Origin of the sequence: Streptomyces xanthophaeus (genome assembly GCF_030440515.1) — a bacterium.
Taxonomy (GTDB): domain Bacteria; phylum Actinomycetota; class Actinomycetes; order Streptomycetales; family Streptomycetaceae; genus Streptomyces; species Streptomyces kutzneri.
On record NZ_CP076543.1, the window covers coordinates 7665779 to 7690983 of the forward strand.

Annotated in this window: 32 protein-coding genes and 1 pseudogene; 7 read left to right on the forward strand and 26 right to left on the reverse strand. The window is 71.3% G+C overall.

Features of this window, described 5'->3' with window-relative positions; translation table 11 throughout:
- The first annotated feature begins 55 nt into the window (after window positions 1-55).
- Window positions 56-289 (forward strand): hypothetical protein, encoded by a 234-nt coding sequence (locus KO717_RS34300; RefSeq protein ID WP_301373425.1) that lies wholly within the window; start codon window positions 56-58, stop codon window positions 287-289.
- A 187-nt stretch (window positions 290-476) separates the two neighbouring features.
- On the opposite strand, the gene KO717_RS34305 is transcribed toward KO717_RS34300, so the two are convergent.
- Both KO717_RS34305 and KO717_RS34310 read right to left on the reverse strand, forming a co-directional pair.
- On the reverse strand, window positions 477-1589 hold the full coding sequence (locus KO717_RS34305) for a sensor histidine kinase (protein WP_301373427.1): 1113 nt from the start codon (window positions 1587-1589) through the stop codon (window positions 477-479).
- On the reverse strand, window positions 1582-2382 hold the full coding sequence (locus tag KO717_RS34310) for a response regulator transcription factor (protein ID WP_301373429.1): 801 nt from the start codon (window positions 2380-2382) through the stop codon (window positions 1582-1584). The genes KO717_RS34305 and KO717_RS34310 overlap by 8 nt, the downstream gene beginning before the upstream one ends.
- A 124-nt stretch (window positions 2383-2506) precedes the next feature.
- Here KO717_RS34310 and KO717_RS34315 point away from each other — a divergent pair, with 124 nt between their 5' ends.
- The 3 genes from KO717_RS34315 to KO717_RS34325 are packed head-to-tail and all read left to right on the forward strand — an operon-like array spanning window position 2507 to window position 4493.
- Window positions 2507-3223 carry a glycosyltransferase family 2 protein gene (locus tag KO717_RS34315; RefSeq protein WP_301373432.1) on the forward strand — a complete coding sequence of 239 codons (717 nt, stop codon included), beginning with the start codon at window positions 2507-2509 and terminating at the stop codon, window positions 3221-3223.
- The gene (locus tag KO717_RS34320) at window positions 3220-3840 is read left to right on the forward strand and encodes a TIGR04282 family arsenosugar biosynthesis glycosyltransferase (protein ID WP_301373434.1); all 621 of its coding nucleotides are present in this window, start codon (window positions 3220-3222) and stop codon (window positions 3838-3840) included. The genes KO717_RS34315 and KO717_RS34320 overlap by 4 nt, the downstream gene beginning before the upstream one ends.
- A complete protein-coding gene (locus tag KO717_RS34325) occupies window positions 3837-4493 on the forward strand; it encodes a class I SAM-dependent methyltransferase (protein ID WP_301373436.1) in 657 nt (218 codons plus the stop codon). The genes KO717_RS34320 and KO717_RS34325 overlap by 4 nt, the downstream gene beginning before the upstream one ends.
- 66 nt (window positions 4494-4559) lie before the next feature.
- Here the strand turns inward: KO717_RS34325 and KO717_RS34330 are convergent, their stop codons facing one another.
- The 3 genes and pseudogenes from KO717_RS34330 to KO717_RS34340 form a co-directional block, all read right to left on the reverse strand.
- On the reverse strand, window positions 4560-4970 hold the full coding sequence (locus tag KO717_RS34330) for a hypothetical protein (protein ID WP_301373438.1): 411 nt from the start codon (window positions 4968-4970) through the stop codon (window positions 4560-4562).
- Window positions 4970-5698 (reverse strand): annotated as a pseudogene (locus KO717_RS34335) (molybdopterin-dependent oxidoreductase); the annotation flags it as partial. The pseudogene KO717_RS34335 and the gene KO717_RS34330, both read right to left, overlap by 1 nt.
- Window positions 5699-5767: 69 nt before the next feature.
- Entirely contained in the window at window positions 5768-5980 is a 213-nt protein-coding gene (locus KO717_RS34340; protein WP_301373440.1) for a hypothetical protein, read from the reverse strand.
- Window positions 5981-6144: 164 nt separating this feature from the next.
- Here KO717_RS34340 and KO717_RS34345 point away from each other — a divergent pair, with 164 nt between their 5' ends.
- Window positions 6145-6381 (forward strand): helix-turn-helix transcriptional regulator, encoded by a 237-nt coding sequence (locus KO717_RS34345; protein ID WP_301373442.1) that lies wholly within the window; start codon window positions 6145-6147, stop codon window positions 6379-6381.
- 41 nt (window positions 6382-6422) lie between these two features.
- Here KO717_RS34345 and KO717_RS34350 read toward each other — a convergent pair whose 3' ends face one another.
- The 4 genes from KO717_RS34350 to KO717_RS34365 all read right to left on the reverse strand — a co-directional run bounded on the left by KO717_RS34350 (window position 6423) and on the right by KO717_RS34365 (window position 7664).
- Entirely contained in the window at window positions 6423-6641 is a 219-nt protein-coding gene (locus tag KO717_RS34350; RefSeq protein ID WP_301373443.1) for a hypothetical protein, read from the reverse strand.
- 32 nt (window positions 6642-6673) lie between these two features.
- Window positions 6674-7201, reverse strand: a complete 528-nt coding sequence (locus KO717_RS34355) for a glycine-rich domain-containing protein (protein ID WP_301373444.1) — start codon at window positions 7199-7201, stop codon at window positions 6674-6676.
- 89 nt (window positions 7202-7290) lie between these two features.
- The gene (locus tag KO717_RS34360) at window positions 7291-7449 is read right to left on the reverse strand and encodes a hypothetical protein (protein ID WP_301373445.1); all 159 of its coding nucleotides are present in this window, start codon (window positions 7447-7449) and stop codon (window positions 7291-7293) included.
- Window positions 7446-7664, reverse strand: a complete 219-nt coding sequence (locus KO717_RS34365) for a hypothetical protein (protein WP_301373446.1) — start codon at window positions 7662-7664, stop codon at window positions 7446-7448. The genes KO717_RS34360 and KO717_RS34365 overlap by 4 nt, the downstream gene beginning before the upstream one ends.
- 178 nt (window positions 7665-7842) lie before the next feature.
- On the opposite strand from KO717_RS34365, the gene KO717_RS34370 reads away from it, so the two are divergent.
- Together KO717_RS34370 and KO717_RS34375 are read left to right on the forward strand one after the other, a co-directional pair.
- Window positions 7843-9084, forward strand: coding sequence for a Twin-arginine translocation pathway signal (locus KO717_RS34370; protein WP_301373447.1), 1242 nt, complete (start codon window positions 7843-7845; stop codon window positions 9082-9084).
- Window position 9085: 1 nt separating this feature from the next.
- On the forward strand, window positions 9086-9400 hold the full coding sequence (locus KO717_RS34375) for a 4a-hydroxytetrahydrobiopterin dehydratase (protein ID WP_301373449.1): 315 nt from the start codon (window positions 9086-9088) through the stop codon (window positions 9398-9400).
- 62 nt (window positions 9401-9462) lie between these two features.
- Here KO717_RS34375 and KO717_RS34380 read toward each other — a convergent pair whose 3' ends face one another.
- The 17 genes from KO717_RS34380 to KO717_RS34460 form a co-directional block, all read right to left on the reverse strand.
- The gene (locus tag KO717_RS34380) at window positions 9463-12819 is read right to left on the reverse strand and encodes a hypothetical protein (RefSeq protein WP_301373451.1); all 3357 of its coding nucleotides are present in this window, start codon (window positions 12817-12819) and stop codon (window positions 9463-9465) included.
- A gap of 10 nt (window positions 12820-12829) precedes the next feature.
- Window positions 12830-13210, reverse strand: a complete 381-nt coding sequence (locus KO717_RS34385) for a hypothetical protein (protein ID WP_301373453.1) — start codon at window positions 13208-13210, stop codon at window positions 12830-12832.
- Window positions 13200-13631, reverse strand: coding sequence for a hypothetical protein (locus KO717_RS34390; protein WP_301373455.1), 432 nt, complete (start codon window positions 13629-13631; stop codon window positions 13200-13202). The genes KO717_RS34385 and KO717_RS34390 overlap by 11 nt, the downstream gene beginning before the upstream one ends.
- Window positions 13631-13894 carry a hypothetical protein gene (locus KO717_RS34395; protein WP_301373456.1) on the reverse strand — a complete coding sequence of 88 codons (264 nt, stop codon included), beginning with the start codon at window positions 13892-13894 and terminating at the stop codon, window positions 13631-13633. Before KO717_RS34395 ends, KO717_RS34390 begins: the two co-directional genes overlap by 1 nt.
- A gap of 10 nt (window positions 13895-13904) precedes the next feature.
- Complete coding sequence (locus tag KO717_RS34400) at window positions 13905-14717, reverse strand: N-acetylmuramoyl-L-alanine amidase (protein WP_301373458.1); 813 nt, start codon at window positions 14715-14717, stop codon at window positions 13905-13907.
- Between the two features lie 64 nt (window positions 14718-14781).
- Window positions 14782-15303 (reverse strand): hypothetical protein, encoded by a 522-nt coding sequence (locus tag KO717_RS34405; RefSeq protein ID WP_301373459.1) that lies wholly within the window; start codon window positions 15301-15303, stop codon window positions 14782-14784.
- A gap of 12 nt (window positions 15304-15315) precedes the next feature.
- Window positions 15316-18627 (reverse strand): hypothetical protein, encoded by a 3312-nt coding sequence (locus tag KO717_RS34410; protein ID WP_301373461.1) that lies wholly within the window; start codon window positions 18625-18627, stop codon window positions 15316-15318.
- Between the two features lie 15 nt (window positions 18628-18642).
- Window positions 18643-21690: a phage tail protein gene (locus tag KO717_RS34415; RefSeq protein ID WP_301373463.1), complete on the reverse strand. Its 3048-nt coding sequence runs from the start codon at window positions 21688-21690 to the stop codon at window positions 18643-18645.
- 17 nt (window positions 21691-21707) lie between these two features.
- Entirely contained in the window at window positions 21708-21848 is a 141-nt protein-coding gene (locus KO717_RS34420) for a hypothetical protein (protein WP_301373465.1), read from the reverse strand.
- Complete coding sequence (locus KO717_RS34425; protein ID WP_301373466.1) at window positions 21848-22315, reverse strand: hypothetical protein; 468 nt, start codon at window positions 22313-22315, stop codon at window positions 21848-21850. The genes KO717_RS34420 and KO717_RS34425 overlap by 1 nt, the downstream gene beginning before the upstream one ends.
- Window positions 22312-22788 (reverse strand): phage tail tube protein, encoded by a 477-nt coding sequence (locus KO717_RS34430; protein ID WP_301373468.1) that lies wholly within the window; start codon window positions 22786-22788, stop codon window positions 22312-22314. The genes KO717_RS34425 and KO717_RS34430 overlap by 4 nt, the downstream gene beginning before the upstream one ends.
- A gap of 76 nt (window positions 22789-22864) precedes the next feature.
- Window positions 22865-23284 (reverse strand): minor capsid protein, encoded by a 420-nt coding sequence (locus KO717_RS34435; RefSeq protein ID WP_301373470.1) that lies wholly within the window; start codon window positions 23282-23284, stop codon window positions 22865-22867.
- Complete coding sequence (locus KO717_RS34440) at window positions 23274-23630, reverse strand: hypothetical protein (RefSeq protein WP_301373471.1); 357 nt, start codon at window positions 23628-23630, stop codon at window positions 23274-23276. Before KO717_RS34440 ends, KO717_RS34435 begins: the two co-directional genes overlap by 11 nt.
- A complete protein-coding gene (locus KO717_RS34445) occupies window positions 23627-23935 on the reverse strand; it encodes a hypothetical protein (protein WP_301373473.1) in 309 nt (102 codons plus the stop codon). The genes KO717_RS34440 and KO717_RS34445 overlap by 4 nt, the downstream gene beginning before the upstream one ends.
- On the reverse strand, window positions 23929-24348 hold the full coding sequence (locus KO717_RS34450; protein ID WP_301373474.1) for a hypothetical protein: 420 nt from the start codon (window positions 24346-24348) through the stop codon (window positions 23929-23931). Before KO717_RS34450 ends, KO717_RS34445 begins: the two co-directional genes overlap by 7 nt.
- A gap of 11 nt (window positions 24349-24359) precedes the next feature.
- A complete protein-coding gene (locus KO717_RS34455) occupies window positions 24360-24869 on the reverse strand; it encodes a hypothetical protein (protein ID WP_301373476.1) in 510 nt (169 codons plus the stop codon).
- A complete protein-coding gene (locus KO717_RS34460) occupies window positions 24869-25198 on the reverse strand; it encodes a hypothetical protein (RefSeq protein WP_301373478.1) in 330 nt (109 codons plus the stop codon). Before KO717_RS34460 ends, KO717_RS34455 begins: the two co-directional genes overlap by 1 nt.
- Window positions 25199-25205: the final 7 nt, after the last annotated feature.

Consider the following 25205-nt stretch of genomic DNA (forward strand, 5'->3'; position numbering starts at 1 on the left):
TGGATACATTCTGTAATCGCCCGCTACGTTCAGCTACCACAGCAGGAGGAACGGCATGGAGAAGAAGAACGAGGAGATCGCGGTCGACCGAATCCTTTCCGTGGAGGAAGGGGTCGAGATCAAGCAGCGCATCGCCGGGAAGAAAGCACTCAAGCAATGGCGCTGGATGGGCAACTACGGAGACCCCACCCAGGCCGCCGCCGTCGCGAACCAGGACCCTCCGTGTCTGGCCGGGGAAGTGATGTTCACGATCAACGGCAACCTGACCCCGGCCTGGATGTTCTACTGACCGAGCCCCGCAGATCCGCTGCCCCTAGCCGTCTCTTTCGGATCTTGCCTGACCCTCGCCGCCTGGCACCGCACCTCGCCGCGTTGTCGGAGCACCCAAGTACGTCCAGTACTCGGGCGCCCCTCCGCCTTGCGAGGCACGGCACCAGACGACGCGGGCTTAACCGGCAAGATCCGAAAGAGACGGCCTAGCCGGCGGCGGCCGGCAGGGTCAGTTCGAAGCGGCAGCCGCCGGAGACGTTGTGGACGTTCGCGTGACCCGCGTGGGCCTCGACGATTCCCCGGACGATCGCCAGGCCCAGGCCCGCACCCGAGGGAGGGGTGCGGGCGGGGGTGCCGCGCCAGCCCGTGTCGAAGACGCGCGGGAGGTCCTCCTCGGGGATGCCTCCGCAGGCATCGGTGACCGAGAGCACCACGGAGTCCGCGCGGCGTTCGGCGGCGATCGCGACCGTCCCGTCGGCCGGTGTGTGGCGGATGGCGTTGACCAGGAGGTTGGACAGCACCCGGGTCATCTCCTTGCCGTCCACCTCCACCGGCAGCGAGGCGACCCCCTCGCCGACCAGCCGTACACCGTGCTCGCGGGCGAGCGCGTCGGTGCCGGCCAGGGCGTCGCCCACCAGGTCGTGGAGGGACATCCGGGTCAGGGTGAGGGACAGTGCGCCCGCGTGGATGCGGGAGAGCTCGAAGAGGTCGCCGACCATGGAGTTGAGGCGGTCGACCTCGGTACGGATCTGCCGGTGGTAGCGGGCGGGATCGGCCGCCATGCCGTCCTCCAGCGCCTCCGACATGGCGCGCAGCCCGGCCAGCGGGGTGCGCAGATCGTGCGAGATCCAGGCCACGAGCTCGCGCCGCGAGGCCTCCAGGGCCCGCTCGCGCTCGCGCGACGCGGCCAGCCGTTCGCTGGTGAGGGCCAGTTCGTCGCTCAGTGCCGTCAATTCGGCGGGAGCGGGCACGGTCGGCGCCGCGAACGTACCCTCCTCCCCGAAGACCCGGGCCGCGCCGACGAGTTCCCGGCAGCGCCGGACGACCTGGCGGCCCAGCAGCAGCGCGGTGGCCATCGAGACGGCCGCGGCCGTCGCGACGACCATCGTCACGACGACCAGGTCGTGGGAGGACAGGAACATCGCCCACGCCACGGTCAGCGTTCCGGCGAGCATCGCGGACACGGCGACCGCGGCGACGATCGCGAGGGACACGGCGACGCTGCGCCGGCGCAGTATCCGCAGCGCCACGGCCCCGAGCAGCCCGGCGGCACCCGCGCCGAGGAGCGCGTACAGGGCGATCAGCAGAAAGTCACGCATGGCCGTCCTCCGTCCGGAAGGCGTGCTCGGCCGCGGTGTCCGGGGCCGGCTCGAAGCGGTAGCCGGCGCCCCAGACGGTCCGGATCAGCTGAGGGCTCCCCGGATCGTCCTCGATCTTGCCGCGGAGCCGCCGGATGTGCACGGTGACCGTCGACAGGTCGCCGAAGTCCCAGCCCCAGACCTCGCGCATCAGCCGCTCCCGGTCGCAGACCTGGCCGGGGTGGCGCAGGAAGTAGGCGAGGAGATCGAACTCCCGCAGGGTGAGCGCGAGTTCCCGGCCCTCCTTGTGGACCCGGCGGGCCGCCGGGTCCAGCACCAGGCCCGCCACCGCGAGCCGCGGACCGCCCTCCTGGCCACCGGCCGGGGTACCGGCCTGCGCCCGGCGCAGTACGGAGCGCACCCGCAGCACGAGCTCCCGCGGGCTGAAAGGCTTGGTCACGTAGTCGTCCGCGCCCACCTCCAGGCCCAGGATCCGGTCGTCCTCGTCGCCGCGCGCGGTGAGCATGATGACGGGGACGGGCCGCCCGCCGTTCTCCCCGGCGCGCAGCCGGCGGCAGACCTCCAGGCCGTCCATCCCGGGGAGCATCAGGTCCAGGACCATCAGGTCGGGGCGGTGCTCCTCGGCCGCACGCAGGCCGGCCGGACCGTCCGCCGCCAGGAGCACCGTGAATCCGGCCCGCTCCAGGTACCCGGCCACCACTTCCGAGACGGTCGGATCGTCGTCGACGACCAGAACACTGCCCTGGGCGCCGCCGGGCCCTTCGTTCGTACTGTCCACATTGCTCACTGCCATGACCCCAGGCTGCCACCTGCCCGCACCCGGGTGTGGCGCGGACCCCCTTCCCGCGGAACGGCGTCCGCGTTTCGTAAGGTCTGCGGGCCCCTTTTCCCCGCTCCCGATTCCTACGGTGTGGAGGGTGACTTCATCAGCTTGTGCTCCGCCCCGCGCGGACCTCGTACTGCCGTGCCTCGACGAGGCGCAGGCGCTTCCCTGGGTGCTGGCCCGTGTGCCGGCCGGATGGCGCGCCATCGTCGTCGACAACGGCTCGACCGACGGCTCGGCGGAGATCGCCCGCAGCCTGGGTGCCACCGTCGTGCACGAGGACCGGCGCGGTTTCGGCGCCGCCTGCCACGCCGGGCTCCTCGCGGCCCGCGCCGACCTGGTCTGCTTCTGCGACTGCGACGCCTCCATGGACCCCGGGCTGCTCGCCGGCATGGCGGCGAGCGTCGCCGCGGGCGAGACCGACCTGCTGCTCGGCCGCCGCCGCCCGCAGGGCCGTGGTGCCTGGCCCGTGCACGCCCGTGCCGGGAACCTCGCGCTGGCGCGGATGCTGCGCCGCCGTACCGGACTGCGCCTGCACGACCTCGGACCGATGCGGGTCGCGCGCCGCGAGGCGCTGCTCGGCCTGGAACTGACCGACCGGCGCAGCGGCTACCCGCTCCAGATGGTCGTCCGGGCCGCCGACGCCGGATGGCGCGTCGCCGAGACCGACGTCCCCTACCTGCCCCGCTCCGGGAAGTCCAAGGTCACCGGAACCTGGCGGGGCACCTGGCAGGCGGTACGGGACATGAGCGAGGTGCTCGCCGAGCCGCCGGGCGGCCGCTCCGCGCCCGGCAAGGGGGTTTCCGCATGAGCACCCTCCTCGTCATCGCCAAGGCCCCCGTCGCAGGCCGGGTCAAGACCCGCCTGACCCCGCACTTCACCCCCGAGCAGGCGGCCGGGCTGGCGCGCGCCGCGCTCCAGGACACCCTGGCCGCCGTACTCGACACCCCGGCCCGGCGGCGCGTTCTCGTACTCGACGGAGCGCCCGGTCCCTGGCTGCCCCACGGCATCGAGGTCGTGCCGCAGTGCGCCGGCGGTCTCGACGCCCGGCTGGCCGCGGCCTTCGACCGGGCCGCCGGACCGGCCCTGCTCATCGGCATGGACACCCCGCAGGTCACCCCGGACCTCCTCGCCCGCGGCCTCGATTTCAGCGAGACGGACGCCTGGTTCGGCCCCGCCGACGACGGCGGGTTCTGGGCGCTCGGCCTCGCCGAGCCCGACCCGGCCCTGTTCCTCGGCGTACCGATGTCCCTGCCCACCACGGGCGAACTGCAGCGCGGCCGGCTGACCGCCTCGGGGCGGGCGGTACGGGACCTGCCCGAGCTGTGCGACGTCGACACCCCGGCCGACGCGGCGCGGGTCGCCGCTGCCGTGCCCGGCACCCGCTTCGCCGCCCTGCACTCCGGCCTCCGCACGGTGACACGATGACCGCCCAGCTCGCCGAACCCGCCCTCGCCTGGCGGGCCGACCCCTACGCCGACGCGCTGCGCGCCGGCCAGGGCCCCCTCTACCTGCGGCGCGCGGACGGCTGGCTGCTGCCGCTGGAGGTGGAGCGCTGGTGCGCCGAACCGGACGAGGCGGACGAGGGCGTCCTCGCCCGCTGCGCGGGACCCGTCCTGGACATCGGCTGCGGCCCCGGACGCCTCGTCGCCACCCTGGCCGCACGCGGGCACCGGGCGCTGGGCGTGGACGTCACCCCCGAGGCCGTGGCCCGTACGACGCGGGCCGGCGGCAGCGCCCTGTGCCGGTCGGTCTTCGACCCGCTGCCCGGCGAGGGACGCTGGGGCACGGTCCTGCTGATCGACGGCAACATCGGCATCGGCGGCGACCCGGCCGCTCTGCTGACCCGTGCCGCCCAGCTCGCCGCCCCGGACGGCTCCTTGCTGGTCGAGGTGACCACCGCCGACGTCGACGAACGGGTGGAGGTCCACGTCGACGACGGCCGTGGCGGGCACGGGGCGCCCTTCTGGTGGGCCCGGCTCGGCGCCCGCGCCCTGCGCGGCCGTGCCGCGGACGCCGGCTGGACCCGGGCCGCCACCTGGCAGGCCGCGGGCCGCTGCTTCGTGGACCTGCGGCGCTGACAGGACGGCAAGAAGGGGGAGTTGCTGCCGGTACGGCACCAACTCCCCCTTCGGTCATTTCCCTCGTCAGCGCCGAAGCGCCGCGCGTCGCCGCCGCGCCCACGCACGCGCTCCCGCGTACCCCGCCGCCAGCACGCCGATCGAGGCCATCGCCAGCAGCCAGTTCCGTGGGTAATCGAGCGGCAGCACCGACGCGTTGGCCACGCCACCAGGGCGCAGGAGCGGCGGCAGGGCGATCACCGTCAGGGACCCCGCGACGACCAGCGCGGCGCGCGGGACCCCGCGCAGGCGCAGGCCCGCCGCCGCGCAGAGCGCCCCGACGGCGATGACCAGCGGGGCGATCAGCCCGTCGTGCACGAGGACGCCGCCCGCGAGCCACAGGGCGATCCGCCACGGCTCGGGCTCCCGCAGCAGCAGGAAGCCGCCGAAGGCCATGACGGCCAGGCCCAAGCCGCCGACCGCGTACCGGAAGGCCATCACGCCACCTCGAGTCGGCCGACCCACTTGGTCTGGAGCACGCCCGGCCGGTTCGGGGCGATGATCCGCGCCGGGTAGCCGTGGTCCAGGGACAGCACCTCACCGTTCAGGCGCAGCGCCAGCAGCGTGAGCGGGTCCTGCGCGTACAGGCGGCCCATCTCCATCACCCGGTACGCGCCCGCCACTTCCAGCGACACCACCCGGCAGCGTGCGTCCGGCCCCCCTCCGGCCCGCTCCAGCAGGTCCCGTACCCGTACCCCCGTCCACCGGGCGGACTTGCTCCAGCCCTCCACGCAGGCGATGGGCAGGGTCACCTCGTGCTGCGGGAGCGCGCGCAGCTCCGCCAGCGTGAGGGTGGCCGGGCGCGGCCCGGCCAGGGTCAGCCGCCACCCGTCCAGCGAGGCCGCAGTGACGCGGGCCGCGGCGGCCGTACGGTTCACCGGCAGCCCCTGCGGACCGTGGGCCGGGCTGCGCGGAGCGAACAGCTCCAGGGGACCGAGCGCGGTGACGGACTGCCCGACCGTGGTCAGCGTGACCGCGCCGACCCCCGCCGCGACAGCCGCCAGTAGCTGCCGCCGGTCCGGCCCGTCGGCCTCGGGCAGCGCCAGGGTGCCGGGGGAGCGGCGGGTGAAGTGGCCGCGGATCTGTGGCCATTGAACGGCGACGTGCAGCAGCAGCGCTCCCAGCAGGAGCCAGGCGACGGCATAGTGCACGGGCACGAAGGAAAATGTTTCAGATCCACATAGGTTGCGGATAGTAGTCTGCGCAGATCAAGAGTGTCGAGGGGGCTGAGCTCTTCAGTCGTAGCGCTCTTCAATGAGGCGCAGGGTGTCGTCCAGGGCGCCGCGCAGCCCCTCGATCATGATGATGGATTCGGCCGGGTCGAGCGTGAGCTGGGCGAGATCGGCGATGCGTGCAGCGGCCAGGACGCGCGTGGCTCTGCGGACCTGGTAGGCCTGGGGGGCGGTGAGGGTCGGCCGCTCCTGCGGCGGGTCGGGCAAATCGTGCACTTTGTATCACCCTGGGTCGTCGGTCCGTCGCTCTGTCAGCACACTCGTTGCTTCAAGCCACTTACGCAATGGTTTTCGGTCAACCGATTGGTCGGTACATCGGATCGTGATGGTGTACCCAGCCAGGTACAGACAAATCATCAAGATCGTTACAGCGTTGGCGGGTGCACACCGATCCACCACCCGCCTGGGTCCTCGCCCGCCGCCGGGCCATCGGTGCACGCCTCCGCGAAGCCCGCACAGCTGCGGGTCTCTCTCAGGAACGCCTTGCCGAGATGGCCGGCATCGACCGGAAAACGGTCGTACGTCTGGAGGGTGGCCACTCAGACGCCCGGCTGACGGTCTGGTTACGTCTCGCCCGAATCATCGGAGTTCCGCTCGCCGAGCTCGTACGCGAGTAGCCCCGGCCGACGGGGGGACTGTCGGCCGGGGCGGTCTCAGATCAGCGCGTGAAGACGAACCCGCGTTCGGGCTGTCGGGTACGTGCTGCGGCAATGCGGGCGAGGACGTGATCCGTGATGTCCGTACGCATGTAGGGGTTGGCGGCGTCGTAGACCCGCCAGCTCCCTTCCCGGTCATCCGGAGCCTCAGGTGCCACCACTCCGGGAATACCAAACTGCCTCATGGCTTCGTGCACATCGCAGGCCTGCTGCGGAGTCATGTCCTCGCCTCTCTGCCGTTTGGCTGCCGAGCCTATTCGCCGTCGCCGTCGCCGCCCCCGCCGTGGGTGGCGCAGTTGCCCGGGTTGATCGGGCCGCAGCCTCCAGGCATCGGCGTGTGCTCGGCCTTCGCGGCCACGGTGACGAGGGACCGCTTCGAGCCGACCCACAGCTCGGCGTCCGGCGTGTACCCGGCCTGCTCGATCAGAGCGACCGTGCGCGTCAGGACGTCCGGGGTGTGGCGGGACCTGTCGGGCCGCTCCGGGTAGTGGTGGACCGTCCGACCCAGACGGCTGCACAGCGACGCGTACAGGTGCGTGTGCAGGATGAGGGCGTGCCAGCCCTCGTCGACCTCGACGGTCGGAGCGATCCGCACCGCCGGGAACAAGGCGGCCGCGGCCACGAACTTGAGGGCCTCGACCACGAGGCGGCCAGCCATCTCCGGCTCCATGCCCGGGTTGTTGTCCAGAACGGTGGCACGGACGTCGTTGAACTGCGCGTCGGTGAGGAGGGTGCGGGGCGGAGGCGGCTTCTGCGGGCCGGTGGCGCATGCAGCGGTCATGAGATTGCTCCTCGGTGAGATTCCGATGGTGCAGTGGACCCGCCCCGAAGCCCCGGCGGGACGTTGAGGCGGGAGTTGAAAGGGCGGGATCAGGAGATCCCGTAGCGGCCGCCCCGGGAGCAGGCCGGTGCGTGGACCACGGCTCCGCCCTCGGGGCCGCCGAGCGGCAGTGGCATGGCACCGCACGAACACGGTGCCGGGGGCTGGGGCGGTGCGTCCCGCTGCCAGGTGACGTCGTCGGTCGTCACCGGGCGGCCTCGATGTTCGCGACAGCCGTGGACAGCTCGACGCCGCCGCCGGCAGGCCGGATGTAGGCGATCTCCACCCAGTGGTCCCCGAGGGTGCCCACGTTCTCGTGCACGACCGCCATGAGGATGCCCTCGGTACCCGACGCGATGTCGCGCACCGGTCGTTTGAGCAAGGGGTGAGGGATGTGCTGGTTCGCGTCGTGCGGGGTGGCCATGCCGGGGGCTCCCTACCATCGTCAGCGGGTCGTATCGGCCTGTTTATCTGCGGAGTTCCAGGCCCTACGAGGATGATGGGGTGACACGCACATGGGCAGATAGGCCATCGCGTGGCCATCGGCGGCCACGTAGCGGCCACGGCCGGGGACAGACGCGATGACACCTCACAATGGGGCCATGAGCCCCCGCAACGACGCGCTCAGGGCCGCCCGACTCCGGGTCGGGTGGCGCAGCATCGAGCAGGCCGCCGGCGCGCTACAGGCGCACGGCCAGCAGTTCCTCGACAACGCCCATTTCACCGTCAGCGCGCGCACGTGGCGCCGGTGGGAAAGCGGTGCGCCCGGCTGGCCGCCGGAAGAGACCGCGATCGTGCTGCATGATGCGCTCGGTCGGTGGCCCGAGGAGCTGGGATTCACGGCGCCCGCCGGCTGGATCCGTCCCGAGGCACAAGAGGAAGACGTGAACCGCAGGACCTTCGTCAACGTCACCGCGGCCGCGCTCGTGCCCGGCCCTACCGCCAGACAGCATGTCGACCCCGCGCTCATCGATTATTTTCAGCAGCAGTTGGAGGGCCACTACCGGGCCGACATGTTCCTTGGGCCGCACGACCTCATCGGCACCGTGTCTGCCCAGTACCAGCTCATCGACAAGCTTGTCAGGTCCGCCCAGGGCGAGACCCGCCGCGGGCTGCTCCGCGTCGGAGCGGCCTACGCGGCGCTCGTCGGCTGGCTCTACCAGGACGCCGGCGACCTCGGCGCGGCAGCATTCTGGCGGGGGATCACGCAGGAAATAGCAGCCAGGTCCCGGGACCCGCACCTCATCGGCTACAGCCTCGTCAACCTCGCCCACGTGCGGACCGACCTCGGCGACGGCCACGGCGTCATCGACTTGTGCGAGGCCGCCCTTGACGACGACCGGCTGTTCCCGAAGGTGCGGATCATGGCCATGCAGCAGCAGGCCCACGGCGCCAGCCTCACCGGCGACCGTACAGCCGTCGACCAGCTCATCGACGACGCCGGAGGGCTCCTCCGCCTCGTCGACGACGACCTGCCCTGGGGCAACGCCTGCCGCCGCACCCCCGGCTACCTGGAGGTCCAGCGGGCCACCTGCTACGGCCGGCTCGGCCTCGGCCGGGAAGCCGAGCGCCTCTGGTCGCAGGTCCTCGACGCAGTACCCGAGACGGCCCGCCGGGACCGCGGTGTGTACCTGGCCCGGCATGCCACGGCGGCCGCCGGCGCCCGGGAGCCGGAGCAGGCTGTCGAGATCGCGCGGGCCGCCGCTGAGATCGCGGCCGAGACCCGGTCAGCGCGGATGCTTCGTGAACTGGCGACTCTGGAGCGGGCCATGCGGCCGTGGCACGATGCCCCGGTAGGCCGGGACCTCGCGGAGGTTCTGGCGCCCGTGAACGAGGGGAGCTGACATGGGTGTACCGAAGCCGTTGACGCATGAGGAGATCGCCGAAGGCCTGGTGAAGCTGCCGGGCTGGGTGCAGGAGGGTGATGCGATCACCCGGACGTACGAGATCCGCTACCACGCTGCGGTGGCGGCGATCGTCACCATCGCGGACCGGTCCCGGCGCATTCAGCATCACGCCGACCTCGACCTCCGTATCGACCACCTGCGGGCCTCGATCACGACGCACGACGCGGGCAACCGGCTGACCGCGGCGGACTTCGACCTCGCGCACCGCATCGACGCGATCGTGGCTGCGCACCAGGCGCTCCCGCTGGACTGAGCCCGGATGCACGAAAGCGCCCCCTCCCGACCCCGAAGGGCCGGAAGGGGGCGTTGTGCTGTTCAGGAGATGCCGTACCACTGGGAGCCCCAGCCGGTGTTGATGATGCTCGTGGACTGCAAGGTGAGGTCGAGCGAGGCGGGCAGGGACGTCTGGCCGGTGAGCGTGTTCGAGAATCGCAGCCTCGGGGCGGTGAGCCCGCAGTTCACCGTGATGCCTGCGCCCGTGGCTTTCAGCGTGAGCAGGTTCGTCGTCCAGGTGCCGTTGAGCAGCAGCGCGATGTAGTACTCACCCGGTGGAGCGGTGAAGGGCGTCACCAGACTCACGCTCTTACCGACGGCGCCCGACAACAGCGACGACGAGATGTCCGCCGTGACACCCATCAGGGTGCCGGCCGAGTTGTAGACGCCGAGGTAGCAGTTCGCGAGGGACGCGGAGCCGTCGACACCGGCCAGCCCGAACCAGATCTTCGACCACGAGATCTGTTTGCGGAGCACCATCTGCACCAGCGTGATCTGACCCGCGACACCCGCAGCCGACTGGGCGGTTACATGCCCGGCGTCGGTCGGGTCGCCGGTCCACGCCAGCAGCCCCTGATCGCCGGGGAGGCGGGCCGGGTTGTCGAGGTTGATGCCCGAGGCGGCGGGCGCCGTTCCAGAGACCTTCACGACCTCCAGGGTGGAGCCGGCCTTCAGGGCCACGGGGGTCGCGTTGGTGGTCTGCTGCGCCCAGCGGAGCCGCAAGAGGCCCGGCGTAGCGCCGGTGGTGACGATGCCGTGCGGCATAGCCATGATGCCGGCCAGGGTCGCGGAGGAAGCCATGACGCCGACGTCAGAGTTCGAGCCGAACTGCCTCGCTGCGACCTTGATCTGGGCGCTGCCGTCCGGGACGGTCGTACCGAGCGTGCCCGCGACCGGGGACCAGCCTCCGGTTGCTCCGGAGGGGACGGTGAAGGTGATCGTGGCATCGGCGGCCTCCGGCCCGTCGAACAGGAGCGTCGCGTCGAACTTGTAGACACTGTTTGCGTCCAGGCTCGCGAACAGGTGACCGTCGTCGGCGACCGTCGTGGTCGACGTACGGGTCTCGTCGACGGACTTGACCACCGTCTGCGTCAGCGCCGACAGAGCGGCCACCGCGGCCGCGGCCGCCGCCTCCGGGTCGACGCCGATGACGGACTGGGTGACCCACCCGGACCCGGACGGAACCAGGGTCGCGGACCGCCACTGTGCGGTCAGCTGCCGGGTCAGTTGGCCGTCGATGGTCTCCGACCCGGCCCCGTCGATCGTGACCGCGTTCCCGGAGGCGTCGACCTTCTTCACGGTGACCGGTCGGGTCCGGCCCACGGCTGTGGGCAGGGTGATGGTGAGCGCGCCGGACGTAGCGTCCGCCGCGATGACCTCGTCGAAGCTGGTGACCGTGTAGCTGCTGGTCTTGGTCGCGATCGGATAGGTGAGCTGCGCGTTCTCGATGTGCAGGCCGGTCGGGAAGTCGAGAGTGAGCCCCGACGGGGTGAACAGACCCGCGATGACCACCCGGCCGCGGGCGGCGGCCAGGCCGGTTCCCGACGTCCGGCAGCCGAACCGCGGCGTGCTGGTCTCGGTGTCGATGCGGAGGTCCATCGTGGGACCGAGACCGCCGGTGCCGGGGCCGAAAATATAGACGAGGAACGTGCACTGCTCGATCGAGATCAGCGACGCGCGGATCGAGTGCGCGGCGCCGACCGAGGAGTAGTAGGAGCCGACCGGGCAAAGGGCCGCCCAGCAGTACAGCAGCCGCAGACCGTAGATGTCGGTGTGCTCCGGGACGAGAATGGCGTACGTGTAGCCGCCGCCGCAGGTCACGTTCTCGACCATGGTCAGGTCGTTGTTGCCGTTGGCCGGGAGCAGGCAGCCGATCGACAGGCCGGTCGCGAACACCCCGGGCGAGACGTACGAGCCGCCCGGGACGGTGCCCGCGGTCGAGTAGGCGACGTCCTTCAGCCGCGCGTTGGCGATGCCGGAGAAGTCGATGGCGCTATACGTTAGCCCGAACTTGCTGTGCGCGGTGAGGATCGAGACGTTGTCGACGTCGACGTAGAGGTTCGAGAAGTTGCCCGGCGCCACCCCGTATCCGCCGGGCTGGCTCGGGCCGCCGAGGACCGCAGGGTTGCCTGCCGCGTTGATGCTGGCCGTCTGGGCGGGCGCCGACGCGAACAGCCCGTACGACAGCAGCGTCGAGCCGGTCGTGTTGGGCAAGGTCTGCTGCCAGTGCTGCACCCCAGCCCCGGACGACGTGCCCTGGATCGTCAGGGAGATCTTGCGGCCAGTCGCCGGGTACACCGGCAGCGTCAACTGGGAGTTCCCGAGCGTCGACCCGCCCGTCCGCAGCGCGCCCGCGATGCCGTAGAACCTTCCGGGCGCCGGCGGGATCAGCACGGTCGCAGACCCGGAGTGCGCGGCCGCGTAGGCCCCGGCCGCGTCGATAGCCGCCTGGATCGCCGTGGTGTCGTCGGAGGACCACATGGCGCACGCCGACGACACGCTGGTCCCGGCCGTCGCGTTGAGGGTGACGTGCCCGGCGTCGGTGTACGCGGAGATCGTCGCGGCGAGCGTCTCCCCGGTCGTCCCGGCGCCCAGGACGAGGATCCGCTTGCCGACGTCGCCCGCGGTGAACGGGACCGACGTGGCGCAGGTCAGGATGGCTGAGCCGGACGTCATCGCGCCGTCGGACACAGTCATCCCGTTGCCGAGCGCCCCGTACTCGGTGATGTCGAAGAGCCACGCGGGCCGGTCCTTGGTCGCTGCGGTGCCGAGCCCGAGGTTCGTCCGGGCCGTCGCCGGGTTCGGCAGGTCGGCGAGGTTCTGGGCCTTCGCCAGGTACTTGGTGGCCGCGTCGGCCCGGTCGCCGTGCGGGTCCGACGCGTTGGTGTGCGTGTTGACCTTCGAGGTGGCCCCGGCAGGGGTCTCGTAAGCGGCATTCGCCCGCGCCACCTCGGCGGCGAGCGCGGCGTCGGTGTAGGCCTCGGCGTTCGCGTTCGACCCGGGCGGGCCCGGCTCACCGGGTGGCCCGGGGTCGCCCTTGGCCCCGCGTACGTAGCCGGGAAGGCCCGGATCCGCGACGACGAGGTCATCGATGTGGAGCGTGCCGACCCCGGCCGGCACCTCGAACACTCTCCGCCGGACCGGGATCCCGTTCACGACCTCGATCAGCCGGTAGTAGCGGCCCGTCGCAGGCTCGATGCCCGCCTCGTTCGTCGGCAGCAGGTCCACCGACCACACCCCGGCCGTCACGGTCACCGGATGGTCCGGAGCGGCCAGCACACGGTCCCCGGCCTCATCAGTCCAGCGGCGGGGCATCGCCGACAGGGTCACCGTCACGCCAGCGGCCGCGGCGTCGGTGAAAAGGTCGTCTACGCGGCCGGTGACGGTACGACGGGCCACGGTGGCCTCCTCAGTCGATGCTGTACGGGATGAGCTCCGGCGGAACCGGGTCCGGCTCGGTGCCCTTGATGCGGAGCTGCTGGTGCGCCCGCCGTAGGAGCCGCATCGACTGGCGGAGGAGCTTCTCCAGCGCGGTGACGCGGATGGTCTGGGCTTCTACGAGCTCGGTGAGGTGGTCGACCTTGTCCTCCAGGCCGCGGATCCGGCCGGAGAAGTGCTGGAAGAGGTCCGGGGAGACCTCCAGCACGGTGGGCCGGTCGTCGTCGAGGTCGACAGGTGAAGCGGCCCCTGCCGGGACCGGGCGGGGAGCGGACACCCGCGCCACCAGCACCGACCCGATCACACCGACGACCGCGATCACCACGCCGAGGACAGTGCTCTCAGCGCCCACGGCTCACCCCCTCACATGCGCACCTGCGCGTCCGCCCCCCTGTAAGAACTGCGATCACCACCACCATCAGCAGCGGCGCCAGATAGAGCGGCACGGCCGTCCACGCGGTCTCGTACGAGCCCGTCACCGCCGCGACCGCGAAGGACAGTGCCCACACGAGCAGCGGCCCAGTCAGCCCCGCGAACCCGGGCAGGTCCCGGCCCGGGCGAAGGGCCGCGGTGAGGACGCCCGCGAGTCCGCCGGCGATCCACACCCCGCCCCACGCCTCGATGCACATGATCCTCAGGAGCGGCCCCGTCGCTGCGATGATCCCGGGCCGGTCGGTGACGATGAGACCGACGCCGTACCAGATCCAGCAGGCGCCGACTCCGGCCAGGACGAGGCCGCGCCACTGGAGGTGCCGCCACAGGGCGGCCCGCATCACACTCCTCGTGCGGTGGACGCCGAGTTCGGGTCACCCACGACGCGGGCGGCGAGGCCCTTGAGGAAGGTGCCCGCAGCGATGAGGCCTGCGGCGCCGACGGACTGCCAGAACGAACCGTGCAGCATGTCGGCCGGGCCGGAGGCGACGAGCAGGCCGCCGGTGGCAGCTGCGAACGTCCAGAGCGTGCGCTCCGCGACGTCCTTGGCGTAGGTCTTGCCGGTCTTGACGATGGTGCTGACGGGCGGGAACGGGCTGGTCATGGAGACTCCTTCAGTCGATGACGGTGAAGCCGTGGGCGGCGCCCAGGGCGACGAGGGACTTGCGGCCGGGGATGCCGTCGGCGTCCGTCCCGGCGTACTTCAGGCGGCGCTGCCAAGCCGCGTAGGCCTGGATCGTGGACGTGCCGAAGTGGCCGTCCACGAGGTTCGCGGGGAGCAGGCCTTCGGCCAGGAGCGCCGCCTCGACGGTGCGAACACCGCCGTAGCTGACCGGGGTTCCGCTCTTGGGCGGATCGACGGAGGCAGCCGCGATGAGCCGGGACAGGTCCACGACCGGCGTCACCGGCGGAGGCACCACGCCCGGGCGGGGCGCACCCCGCTTCACCCAGTCGTACAGCGGGCCGCCGGGGCAGGTGGTGGCGTAGCCGTCGCGGTGCCCGCCGATGTAGTCGCCGGCCTCGCCCTCGGCACGCAGCCACTCGATCACGTCACGGAGCCCGTGCAGCTGCGCGTCGGTCGGGTGATCCAGGCCGCCGCCCTCCTTCGCGACGAGCGCGCACACCGAGTACGTCGCCGTGTTCAGGGCGGCCGTACCGTTCGCGCCGGACCGCCGGTTGGGGCCGCGGCCCTCGAACACGCTGCCGTGCTCGCAGATGACCGCGTTGTAGGCGATATCTGCGTAGCCTTCGGCGGTGTTCGCGAGGTGGCTGGCTCGGATCGCGCGGACGTAGTCGTCGCACAGGTCGTGTCGGCGGCTGGAGTATTCGCTGCCGAGGTAGTGCACCTTCACGCCGTCGGTGCGGGCGATGGCCGCGGCCGCCGAGGTGGCGGGCAGCCCGTACTGAGATCTACGGACAAGGTCCATGGGGGCCTCCAGGGCATGAGAAAAGCCCCGACCTGAACGGCGCGGGGCGGCGGTAGAAGGGGTCTCAGCTGATGCGTTCCAGACGGAGCCAGGACCCGGTGCGCATGATCGACCCGGTGGCGTTGGAGACGCGCTGCGCCCAGTTCAGCTGGAGCGCCCCCGCGGTCGAGGAGGTGACCAGGGTGCCCATCAGCGTGGCCGTCATGTACGTCGTGTTCTCTGCCCCGAAGCCGCCCAGCGGGAAGCTGCTGGCGCCGATGCTCTGCCGGTCGACGACGACACCCGACGAGGCGATGCCGCCGGTCTGACTCTGAGTCGATGCGTGCGCGATCCAGGAGAACGTCGCCCCGGAAGGGCCGGTCCACCCCATCTTGATGTCGGCGTCCTGGTGGGCGGAGTACAGAAGGAACCCGGTGACCACGAAAATCGCGTTCGCGGCGCAGCTCTGAACCAGGTGGTTGTCGTTGACGTTCGTGGTGCTCGACGCGATCGTCTGATCGGCCGACTTGTAGGCGACGGGCGGGGTGATCGAGGCGAGGCCGGCCGCGGTCACGCGCTGCCCTGCCGCCCAGGTCGGATATTGCACGGGGCCTCCCTCCTACAGGGCGGTGTACATGGGGGTGGCGAGCCGGACATCGGTGCCCGCGGGCTGGGCTTTCACGATCCCGTTGACGGCGCGGGTGACAGTGAGGCGCTGCGGGGTCTCGACGGTGAAGTTGTCGAACCGGTACTCGACGCCCACGTTGCTGTTGCCGGAGCCACCGTGGGCGCTCATGCCGACCGCGCCCGAAGCGAAACTCGCGGAGCCGTCGGTGCGGTCGATGTGCCAGACGCCGACAGGCTCGGCCGAGCCGGTCGCCCACACCCGCATCAGGATCCGGAACCCGATGATCCTGACGCGGACCTCATAGGTCGCGCCGGCGGTGTACGAAAGGCCCGTGGCCGCGTTCGTCCCGATGATCGTGGACCCGGAGGTCACCGACACCGAAATGGTGCCGCCGGTCAGGAACTCCACCCTGGCTCTGTAGTGGTCCGTGCTGCTCGTCCAGCGCAACAACACGCAGGCGTTCAGCGTGCCGCCCGTGGCGGTGGCCGAGACAGCCATCTGGCAACGAATGTCGGCGTCCATGCAGGTCTCGGAGGCGATTGTCTGCTGCCGGTGCAGGGTCTGTGACGCGGACACCGTGACCACGCCGCGGCCCGAGGCCACGGACCGTTCGGAGGCGCCCACGCCGCCCGTCAGGGTGTACGTATGCCCGTCGGTCGCCGTGCCCCAGCCGCCCGCCGCAACGGTTCGCCCGAAATCGTCGGCCACCAGAGGGGCGGCCGCGGTCGCGGTGACGACCTCCCCGCCCACCCGCAGGTCGAACGGATACTGAGCCGGGTCCTGCGTCCACAACGGCCGCGGGTCACCGTCATCGTGCACAGTGTGCACGACCAGGGGGCTGGCCGAGCTGGACGCCGCAGTGCCGAGGACCGAGCCGCTCGTGTCGCCCCTGCCGTAAGTGGCGTCGTCGAGGATGCCAACCTGCCACGGATCCGCGGGCGAGCACGTGAACGTGATCGACCACGTCCGGGGCCCGAGCGTCTCCTGGTAGCCGTCGACGAGGAGGTCCAGCGGTCCCGGCGGCAGATGCGCAGGCAGGTCCGTGACCCGGATGACCGACCCGACATCGAGACGGGTGACCGCATCGATGTGCTGCGGTGTTTCGTGGAGCAGGAGGGTGACCTGCGGGTAGCGGGCCGCGTCCACCGTGCCCAGGTGCACCAGCCACTGCGCGATCGGCTCGCACTGGGCGTCGGCGGCCAGGCTGAGCGTCACCTCGTCCTCGTACAGGCCGACGCCGTTCGGGGCGTCCTGCGTGGACATGGGGCCCGAGTCCAGCGACCACCGGCCGAACGAGCCGGAGGCCCGGCTGACGGTGCGGTCGTTACGGATGCGGCTGTCGTCGTCGCGGGGCGGGCCCAGTTCCGTCAGGTCCCCGTAGGGGACGGTGAGGGTGGGTGTGCGGGTGTAGAGGGAGCTGCGGCCTTGGTAGGTGAGGCCGAGCCGGTCGCGGTCCTCCATCAGCACGCCGCCGTCCGACGCCTCGCACTCGGCGAGGAGCGCCAGGAACTGGTCGGGCCGCTGGTAGCCCATGGCCTGCTGCTGGGCCGGGTCGCCGATCACGGTGACCGGGATGGCCTCCTCGGCGCCGAGGCGCAGCGCCCGGGTGCCGGCTGTCTCCCCGGTCCAGGCGGTGCTGAACCCGGTGTAGTCGGGGGAGAGACCGCGGTAGAGGGTGAGGTGGCCGATGCCGACCCCGGCCAGGCTGGACCCGAACGAGGTGGCGAAACCGGTGACCCTTCCGGCGGTGGCACTGGACACGCTGTTGCTCGCGCCGGGTGTGAAGACGAGGATGTCGGAGCCGCTTTGGACGGCGACGATGGAGAACTGGAACCAGCCCTTTCCCCAGTTGGCGCTGATGTTGGCGGCGGTGACGAGGGTGAGTGCGCCGTCACCGGTCTCGGTCGTCAGCTCGTAGCCGCTGGCCGTGAACCGGAGCGTCCAGATCGTCCAGGGGGAGCCGTTCGTCGTCCATTGCAGGATGACGCCGGATCCGCTCGGCGCTGCTGGCACCTGGTAGTAGAAATCGATCTCCCAGACGGTGCCGGCGGTGTACGAGGGCACGACCCCGGTCAGGGTGGCGCCAGCCGCGATGGTGGGCAGGGCGTCGGCGGCGGGCATGCTGCTGTCAGCGGCCATGCGCAGGCCGGACACGGTCAGCGGCTGCACGCCTGCGGTGGGGCTGTAGGCCTGTGTGGAGTTCTGGCCGTCTTCCAGCGGCCAGTAGGCGACCAGGTTGGCGGCATCCGCGGGGATGCCCCGGGTGAGTGTCGACCGGAGGGGGCGGCGGCCCTGGCTGAGGCGGCGCATGAGCCCGGCTGCGGTGACGGGGGCGGTGACGTCGCGCCCGGAGCGGTGCCAGCGCGGCGCCCATTCGGCGATCTCGCCGATGGCCCGCTGTCGGCGGGAGGTGATGGTGGCGGCGCCGTAGAGGCTCCAGGGGCGTCCGGCGCTGTCGGTGAACCCGGTCGACCCGGAGGGCTGGCTGGAGAAGCTGGGGTTGGCGACGACGGTGCCGCCGATCCCGGACCGGACCTCGATGGCGGCGATGACCCGCGCGATTCCCCTGGTGGAGCCGAAGTCCCATTCACCGACGGTCAGCGGTGCGATTCCTGCGTTGATCGAGGTGGTGCCTGACTGGACGACGGGATCGCCCAGCTGCGTCCAGGCGCCGCTGATGGTGTCGGAGGTGTAGAAGGTGACGGTACGGCCGGAGGCGCCGTTGTTGACGTCGAGGGTGGCCCGGATGGCGGCACGCTGCCACGGCGCGAACCCGAGCTGGACGGTCGAGGTGGCCGTCAGGTCGAGGATGTCGTCCGCCGTCCAGATCAAGGACAGGTAGCCCGTCTCGGTGACGATCAGGCGCCATGAATTGGAGAGGGCTCCAGCCCATTTCGCGCAGACATCCCAGCCGCCGTCGCCTCGTTGACCCTGCCAGTAGGCAGGGGTGAGGTCGGCGCGGATGTCGATGTCGCCGGTGATGTCCAGGACAGTGGTGTCGGAGGCCTGGGCCCGGGCGAAGACCCCCGAGGGCAGAACCAGCCCGACGTTCGCACCGTCCACCGAGTACCGGATGGGGGTGTTGCGGCCCAGCTGCCCGTAGTACGGGCTGCGGGGGTTGCGGTTGTTGAGGGCGCCGGTGGGGTCTTCCAGGGTGAGGTCGATGGTCGACGGGTCGACGCGGGCGCCCTCCGAGCGGCGCCCGCGCGTGTGCCGGATCGCGTCCGGCACACGGACCGCGTCGGTCTGGGTGACCCACGTTCCGGCGATCTGGAGATCGACCTGCGCCCCGGGGACCGGCATGTGCCTGCCCTCCTCTCAGTAGTTGCTGCCGAGCACGGCCTGGACATTCCCGCCCAGCGCCTTGATCTCTTTCTGAAGGGTGTTGAGCATCGGGGCAATGCCACCCTGGAAGGTCACGACGACCTGCACCGGCTGCCCGGCGCCCGGGCCGCCGCCTGCCGTACCACCAAGGGCAGGAGTGACGGGCAGGACCATCCCGGGCAGTGCACCGGTCAGCCCGCCGAGCTGGTCGCGCAGTCCCGGCGTCGCGGCGCTGATGCCGCGCCGGAAACCGTCGATCAGCGACCGGCCGGCGGGCGTCAGGATCTTGGCGTCGGTCTCGGCCGGGCCCTTCCAGTCGGGCAGCATCGAGGTGATCCAGCCCAGATGTTCCTTCAGGCTGGGGACCATGGACCGCAGGCCGTTGATCAGGCCGGCGAGGATCTGCCGTCCGGCAGACCACAGGACACTGCCCAGATTGCCGATCGAGTCGACCGCCAGCTGGCCCAGGCCGCTCAGGAAGCGCTTCGCGGCATCCCCGGCAGTGCTCAGGTCGCCCCGCAGCAGGGCCACGAGGAACTGGATGGCCGGGATGACGACGGTCCGGATGGCCTGGGCCAGGGTTCCGGCGAAGACGCGTGCCAGTTCGCTGACGATCGTGATCAGGGGACGGATTATCGGCATCAGTCCGACCAGGATTTGCATCGAGAGCTGAGTCAGGACCGAGATCAGCGGGGCGATCGCGACGAGCAGCTCCCCACAGATTGCGCCGATGTCGATCAAGCTCGGGGCCAGCTCCGTCAGTAGCTCGCTGGCCAGTTGCACCGCCACCGCGAACTGCTTGGAGAGGCCCTCCGCGATCAGAGAGACCAGGCCGGGCAACTGGGCCAGGACCGGGGTCAAGGTCGCGAGCAAGATCGACGCGACCTGCTGCACCACGGGAGCCAAGTCACGGAAGGCCTGAGCGAGCAAATCGAACAGAGGAACGAGGGCTGGGAGGAGTGCCGCGACCAGCTGCCCGGCCACAGGGAGCAGCGGCGCCGCCGCAGAGACCAGCGCACCCACCGCAGACGCCGCCGACACCAGGACAGGACCGAGCGCCTGGACCACGGGCCGCAGCCCGTCCCCCAGGGCCTTGACCAGCACCTTTGCCGGTTCACCCAGTTCGGCGAACACGGAGCCGATGATCTTCAGGGCGTCGACGAGGAGCGGAGCGACCGTCTTGCCGACCGCCGACATCACCTCGTACAAGGCCTTCAGGCCCGCCTGCACCTCGGGAGACGCGAAAGCGTCCGCCGCAGCCTGCGTGATGTCCTGGAGGATCCCGATGAACCCGCCGCCGGACGTCTCCATCGGGCCGAGGATGTTCGCGAAGATCTCACCGACGTTCGCGAACACGTCGAAGAGTTGGCCGACCAGGCCGATGGCCTGGTCGATGGCCGTCTGCATGCGGCCGCTCTCGAACGCGGCGGCCATCTTCGCGGCCAGGCCGTCAAGGCCCTTGCCCGCGGCCGCCGTCAGCCGCTCGAAAGCGGGCCCGGCGGCCGCCGCGACCTGTCCCAGCCCCGTCACGACCTGCCCCGGCGCCCGGGACAGATTGCGCAGCCCCTGCGATGCGGAGGCCATGGCCTGCCCCAGCGTCCCGGACTGTGCCAGGTCCCGCGCGGCCGCCAGGACTCCGCGACCCATCAGGTTCATCGCCCCGGCGGAGTCGACCAGCCCGCGCCGCAGCACGGGCAGCACCGCCCCCGCCGTGCGGGTCAGCTCGCCGGCCAGGCCTCGCATGAGGGTCTGCTGCACGTCGAGCCGCAGCGCGGTCCAGGCCGGCTTGAGGTCCAGCAGCGCCTGCACGAACGCGCGCGCGGCAGGCGCCAGCTTGCCCATGGCCTCCGCGAACGGGTCGGCACCCCCGGATCCGGCTTCGGTGAGGGCCTTCTGGGCGCGGCGCACCTGCTCGATGCCGTCCGTCGCCGTACGGGCCGCCTCCTGGCGGGCGTCGGCAACGTCCCGCTCACGGTCGGCGAGGGTTCGCTGCGTGTCCGCGATCCGCTCCTGGGCCTGCCGGACCGCATCCGTTCCCTCGACGCCGGCCGCGTTGGCCTTCGCGGTCTCCTCGCGGAGCCGACCGGTCTCGGTCGTCTGCTCCTTCAGCCGCTGCACCGCGCGGTCGTAGGCCAGCTGGGCCCGCTCGATGTCGTGGAAGCCGCCCTCACCGCGCGCCTTAGCCAGTTCGGCCTGCGCATCGGCGACCTGCATGACCGCGTCCCGCTGATCCAGCTCGGCGGAGGCGAGACGGTCGTTGAGGTCCTCCAGATCGTGGGCGCCCTGCGCGCGCGCGTCGTTGAGGGCGAGCTGAGCGGCCCGGGCCTCGCGCTGTGCGTCCGTCAGGCCCCGTTCGGCGTCCTGCACGCGGCGCACGGCCTGCTCGTTGGCCCGGGCTGCGGACTGGACTGCGTCCTTCAGGCTCTGCTGGGCGCTGGCCGTGGCCTTCGCGCCCGACGCGGCTGCCGCCGCGGACTTCGTGGACGCGGTGAGAGCGTCACCGATCCCGCTCGTGCCGAGCTTCACCACCGCGACGGCCTGCCCGAGCATGAACACCGCGGTCGCGGCCAGCCCGGCCGCGGGCGCGATGTTCTGGAGCGTCGCGACCAGTCCGGCCGCCATCGGCGCCGCAGCGCCGAGGCCGGCCCCGATCGTCCCGATCCGCGCAGCGATGGGACCTAGAGCCCCGGCCGCCGACCCGATCCTGCCGAGGACACCGGCAAAGCGCTGCCCGCTCCGGTCCGCGCGGCCGAAGCCGGCCGCGGCCTGAGCTCCCGCCGACACGAACCTGCCGTCCAGGTCCCGCAGTCGGCCGTTGGCGTCCGTGGTGTACCGGGCCGTGGCCGTCTGCGCGTCCTCGAAGGCCCGCACCAAGCCGTTGACGTGCCCAACGGAGGCGAACCGTCCGTCGATGGTCCGCAGGCGGCCCTCCGTGTCCTGCTGGAACCCGCGCATGCGGGCCTCGGACTCGGTCAAGGCCCGCCGGATTCCGGTGTCGTCGCCGTCGATCCGGGCGACGAGCTCCCCCACGGTGATCGCCACGGGTCACCTCCAGGGGGTTAGGTAGGGAGGCCCCCGTGGAGGGCGAGGCGGATCTTGTCGGGGTCGTCCTCGACGGCAATCTCGTCACCGGCCATGCGCCGCCACATGGACTCCGCGGACAGGCCGGAGACGAGGACGTAGAAGCGGCGGGTGAGCATCAGCGCGATGTCTTGCGGGCCGAGCCCGTACTCCCGCTGGAAATCCGCTTCGAGGGCCCACCAGTACCGGCGGATCGCGACCGCCGTGCGGCTCGGTTCGGAGCGGGTGCTTTTCCCTCCGCGGCCTGCTCCTGCACCATTTCGAAGGCTTCCTGGTAGCTCGTCTCCCGGCCGCGTGCGTTGGCCATTCCCCAGGCGAGCACCACCTGGAATTCGAGCAGCCCCATTCCTGCATCGCGCCATTTCTCCAGGCAGTCGTCCCCGAAGATCATGCCGACCAGCTCGGCAATGTCGTCGATGCTGCTGGAGTCCTGGAGTTCCTCAACGCGCTGCTCGACGAGCATCGGCATGTCCCGGGGGACGGCGACGGTGACGCCGCGGATGATCGTGGTCGTCGGGCGGGCCACCGACGCCCAGAACGCGTCGAAGCTCTCGGTCTCCGAGGAGACCGTCTTGCGGGCGGTCATACCTTGGCCGCCGTGGTCGACGGGCCGGACCGGGTGACCGTGCAGGACCAGCCCACCTTGTCGTTGTTGCCGCCGCCGGTGTCGCCGACCTGGAAGTGCGCCTTAGGCCACACCTCCCAGTTGGCGTCGCCGGGCATCCAGAACCGGAACCCGCACAGGCTGTCGGTGCCGAGGCGTTCGGTCTGCGCCTCGATCAGGGCCTGCCCGGAGTCGAGGGCGCCGGTGGACGGGTCCTTGAGGAGGAATCCCTCCAACTTCATGATCTTGCCGAGCTGCATGATCTGGCTCTCGGCCTGCCCGTCCGACCCGAAGGTCGTGGTGTCCGTGGTCTCGTACTCGCGGCTCCGGGAGAAGGTGTTCACACCGCCCTCGGTCCCTCCGGAACCGGGAGCGATCGATACCCACGTGCCGGGGTTGAGGAAGTCCTCGATCTGGAACTCGACGTCCCTGGCGTTGAATTTCTGCGCCGTCATGGCGCACCTCCATGCATGGCGAAGAGCCCGCCGGCGGTGGCCGTACGGGCTGGGGAACGGAAGAGAGGTCGAGCCGCTACACGGTGCGGATCTCGGTGCGGAAATTACAGACGTGCTCGTGACGGCGATTACCGTCCACGCCCAGGGACTCGGGCGCCGCCTGGATGGCGATGCACGAGATCATGTTCGTGCCGTCCGGCAGCACGATCGGGCCCAGACCATGCAGCGCGGTCCGGATGGCGTGAGCCCGCCGTCGGGAGACCCGCGGGTCCGTCGTACCGCGGACGCGGACCTGCACGCTCGGCTCCGCATACGGGAGCCGGGAGTCAGCTTCGGGGCCGCCGTAGCCGGTGAGGACGACCACGCTGTCAGGGCTCGACGGCATGGCCTCCTGGAAGCAGTCGCCGCCCGTGCCGCCGACCCGGTAGTCGACGAGCCCCAGGCCGTGCAGGTGCAGGGCCAGGCCGGTCAGGAGGTCGGGTTCGTCATCGCCCACGCAGCCACCTCCTCAGCGGGACTGCCATCAGCTGCAGCAGGACCTCGCGTTGCTCATTCAGCGGGCCTTCGAGGTACTTGGCCTTCCGGCCGGGCAAGTGTTTGAAGGTCAGGTCCTCGTGCTGGACCTTCGCGTACACCGTGTCGTAGACGACTACGCCCTCCAGCTCGGTGCGGACGACCCGGGAAGAGCGCTCCAGGACGCCCTCGTCGAGCGGCACAATCTTCCTGGACTCGGCCAGGAGGTGTTCCAGCGCCCGCTGGAGACCGTCCTCGGCGAGCCGCTGGCCGCGCTGCCCCCACAGGCGGCGGCCCTCCCAGTTCATGCTGGTGCGCTGCTGTGTCACTTCAGCCTCACCTCCCTGTGCGAGGGCGTACCGGGGAAAGCCAGCAGGCTGCTCGTGACAACCGACTGCACCCGCCCGGACGGGGTCGTCATCCGGGACTCCGGAGCGCACTCCTGCGAGGGGTGCAGCCACACCCGGGTGCTGGAGACGACCTCCTCGCCCCGCTCGGTGCGGACCGTCTCCGTCTTGTCCTCGACGTACGCCCGCGCGGAGACGGGCGCCGCGTACTGGGGGCCGTACGCACCGTCGCCCAGGTACGCCTCGATACTGACCGTGTGCGGCAGCATCCAGCCGGGGATCACCACGCCACCACCCCCATCCGGAAGCGATCGGGAGTGAGGTCCGGGCTGCCGAGGGCGTCCCAGACGGCGGGCGCTACCTGCCGGCCGGGTGCATCGGCGCCTGAGACGGCTGTGACCGACCGTCCCAGGCCGACGGAGCCGATTGAGGCGTTGCCGAGCCCGGCCATGAACGCGCCGGTCGTGTCGCCGACTTCGAATCCCCACTCCGCCTGCGCGCAGGTCGCCGAGGCGAGCGCGGCAGCGACTACGGCGTCGATCGGGTAGCCGTTGCTGTCGACCGCGTACCAGCAGCCGCGGAGCACCTGCGCGTCGAGGAACGTGCTGGCGCGAATGAGACGGGCGTCGATGTCCACGGGGGCGGCGGCCCCGGTGTGGGTCTCGTACTGCTCGGCGGTGGCGTACACGCGGGGGAGCATGGCCGCCTCCGTCAGGTGCTGTTGCCGATGATGATGATGTCGTAGACGACCGAGGTACCGGCGCCACTGTTAGCGATCTTGATGAGGTCCGCGGTCGTCGCCGTCACCACCATCCCCGTCGCGTCCGTAGACCCCGACGCCGAGGCGAACCACGCGCCCGGCCGCAGCGTCACCGTGCCAGCCGCGTTGAGCAGCCCGACGAAGTCGGCTGACGCGTTCGCGCCGATGACCACGTTGTTGACGTTGGTGGAGACGGCAGCGACCAGGATGAACTTGACCCGGGCGAACGAGGTCGTGACGCCCAGGTTGTCGGTGAGCGAGCCCGCCAGGTCCAGGGTCTCGTTGGCGGACGCGGCGAGCGTGCGCTGATCAGCGAAGATCCGGTCTGCCTTTCCGGCGCCGGACCCCGATTCGAGGTGCGCGGCGTACCGGCGGATCAGCGGGTCGGTGCTGGTGGTGAAGTCGGTGACCTTCGTGTTGGTCGCGGAGACGGTGATCCCCACGTCGGTGATGAGGGGCATCAGCTGCGGCCCTTCCTACGTACGGTCGGCGCCTCGTCGGGCTCCGGCTCAGCGGGGGGTTCGGTGTCCGGCTCCGGGGCCGGTTCGGGGGCCGCGGGCGGCGGCTCCTCGGTCTGGGGCGGGTCGATCTCCTCGACGGTGTAGCCCGGCGCGGTCCGGAACCAGTCCAGCGCCCGGCGATGCGCGCCAGCGTCGGTGATGATCGCGTGTCCGTTGGCGAAGCCCACCCCGTGCACGCCGCCGGATACCGGCCCGGGCGCGGTGATCGCGTACCGGGCCGGTGGCGGCGGTGGCGGCGGGGGCGGGCTCTCCGGCGTTTCGGGAGCCATGTCGTAC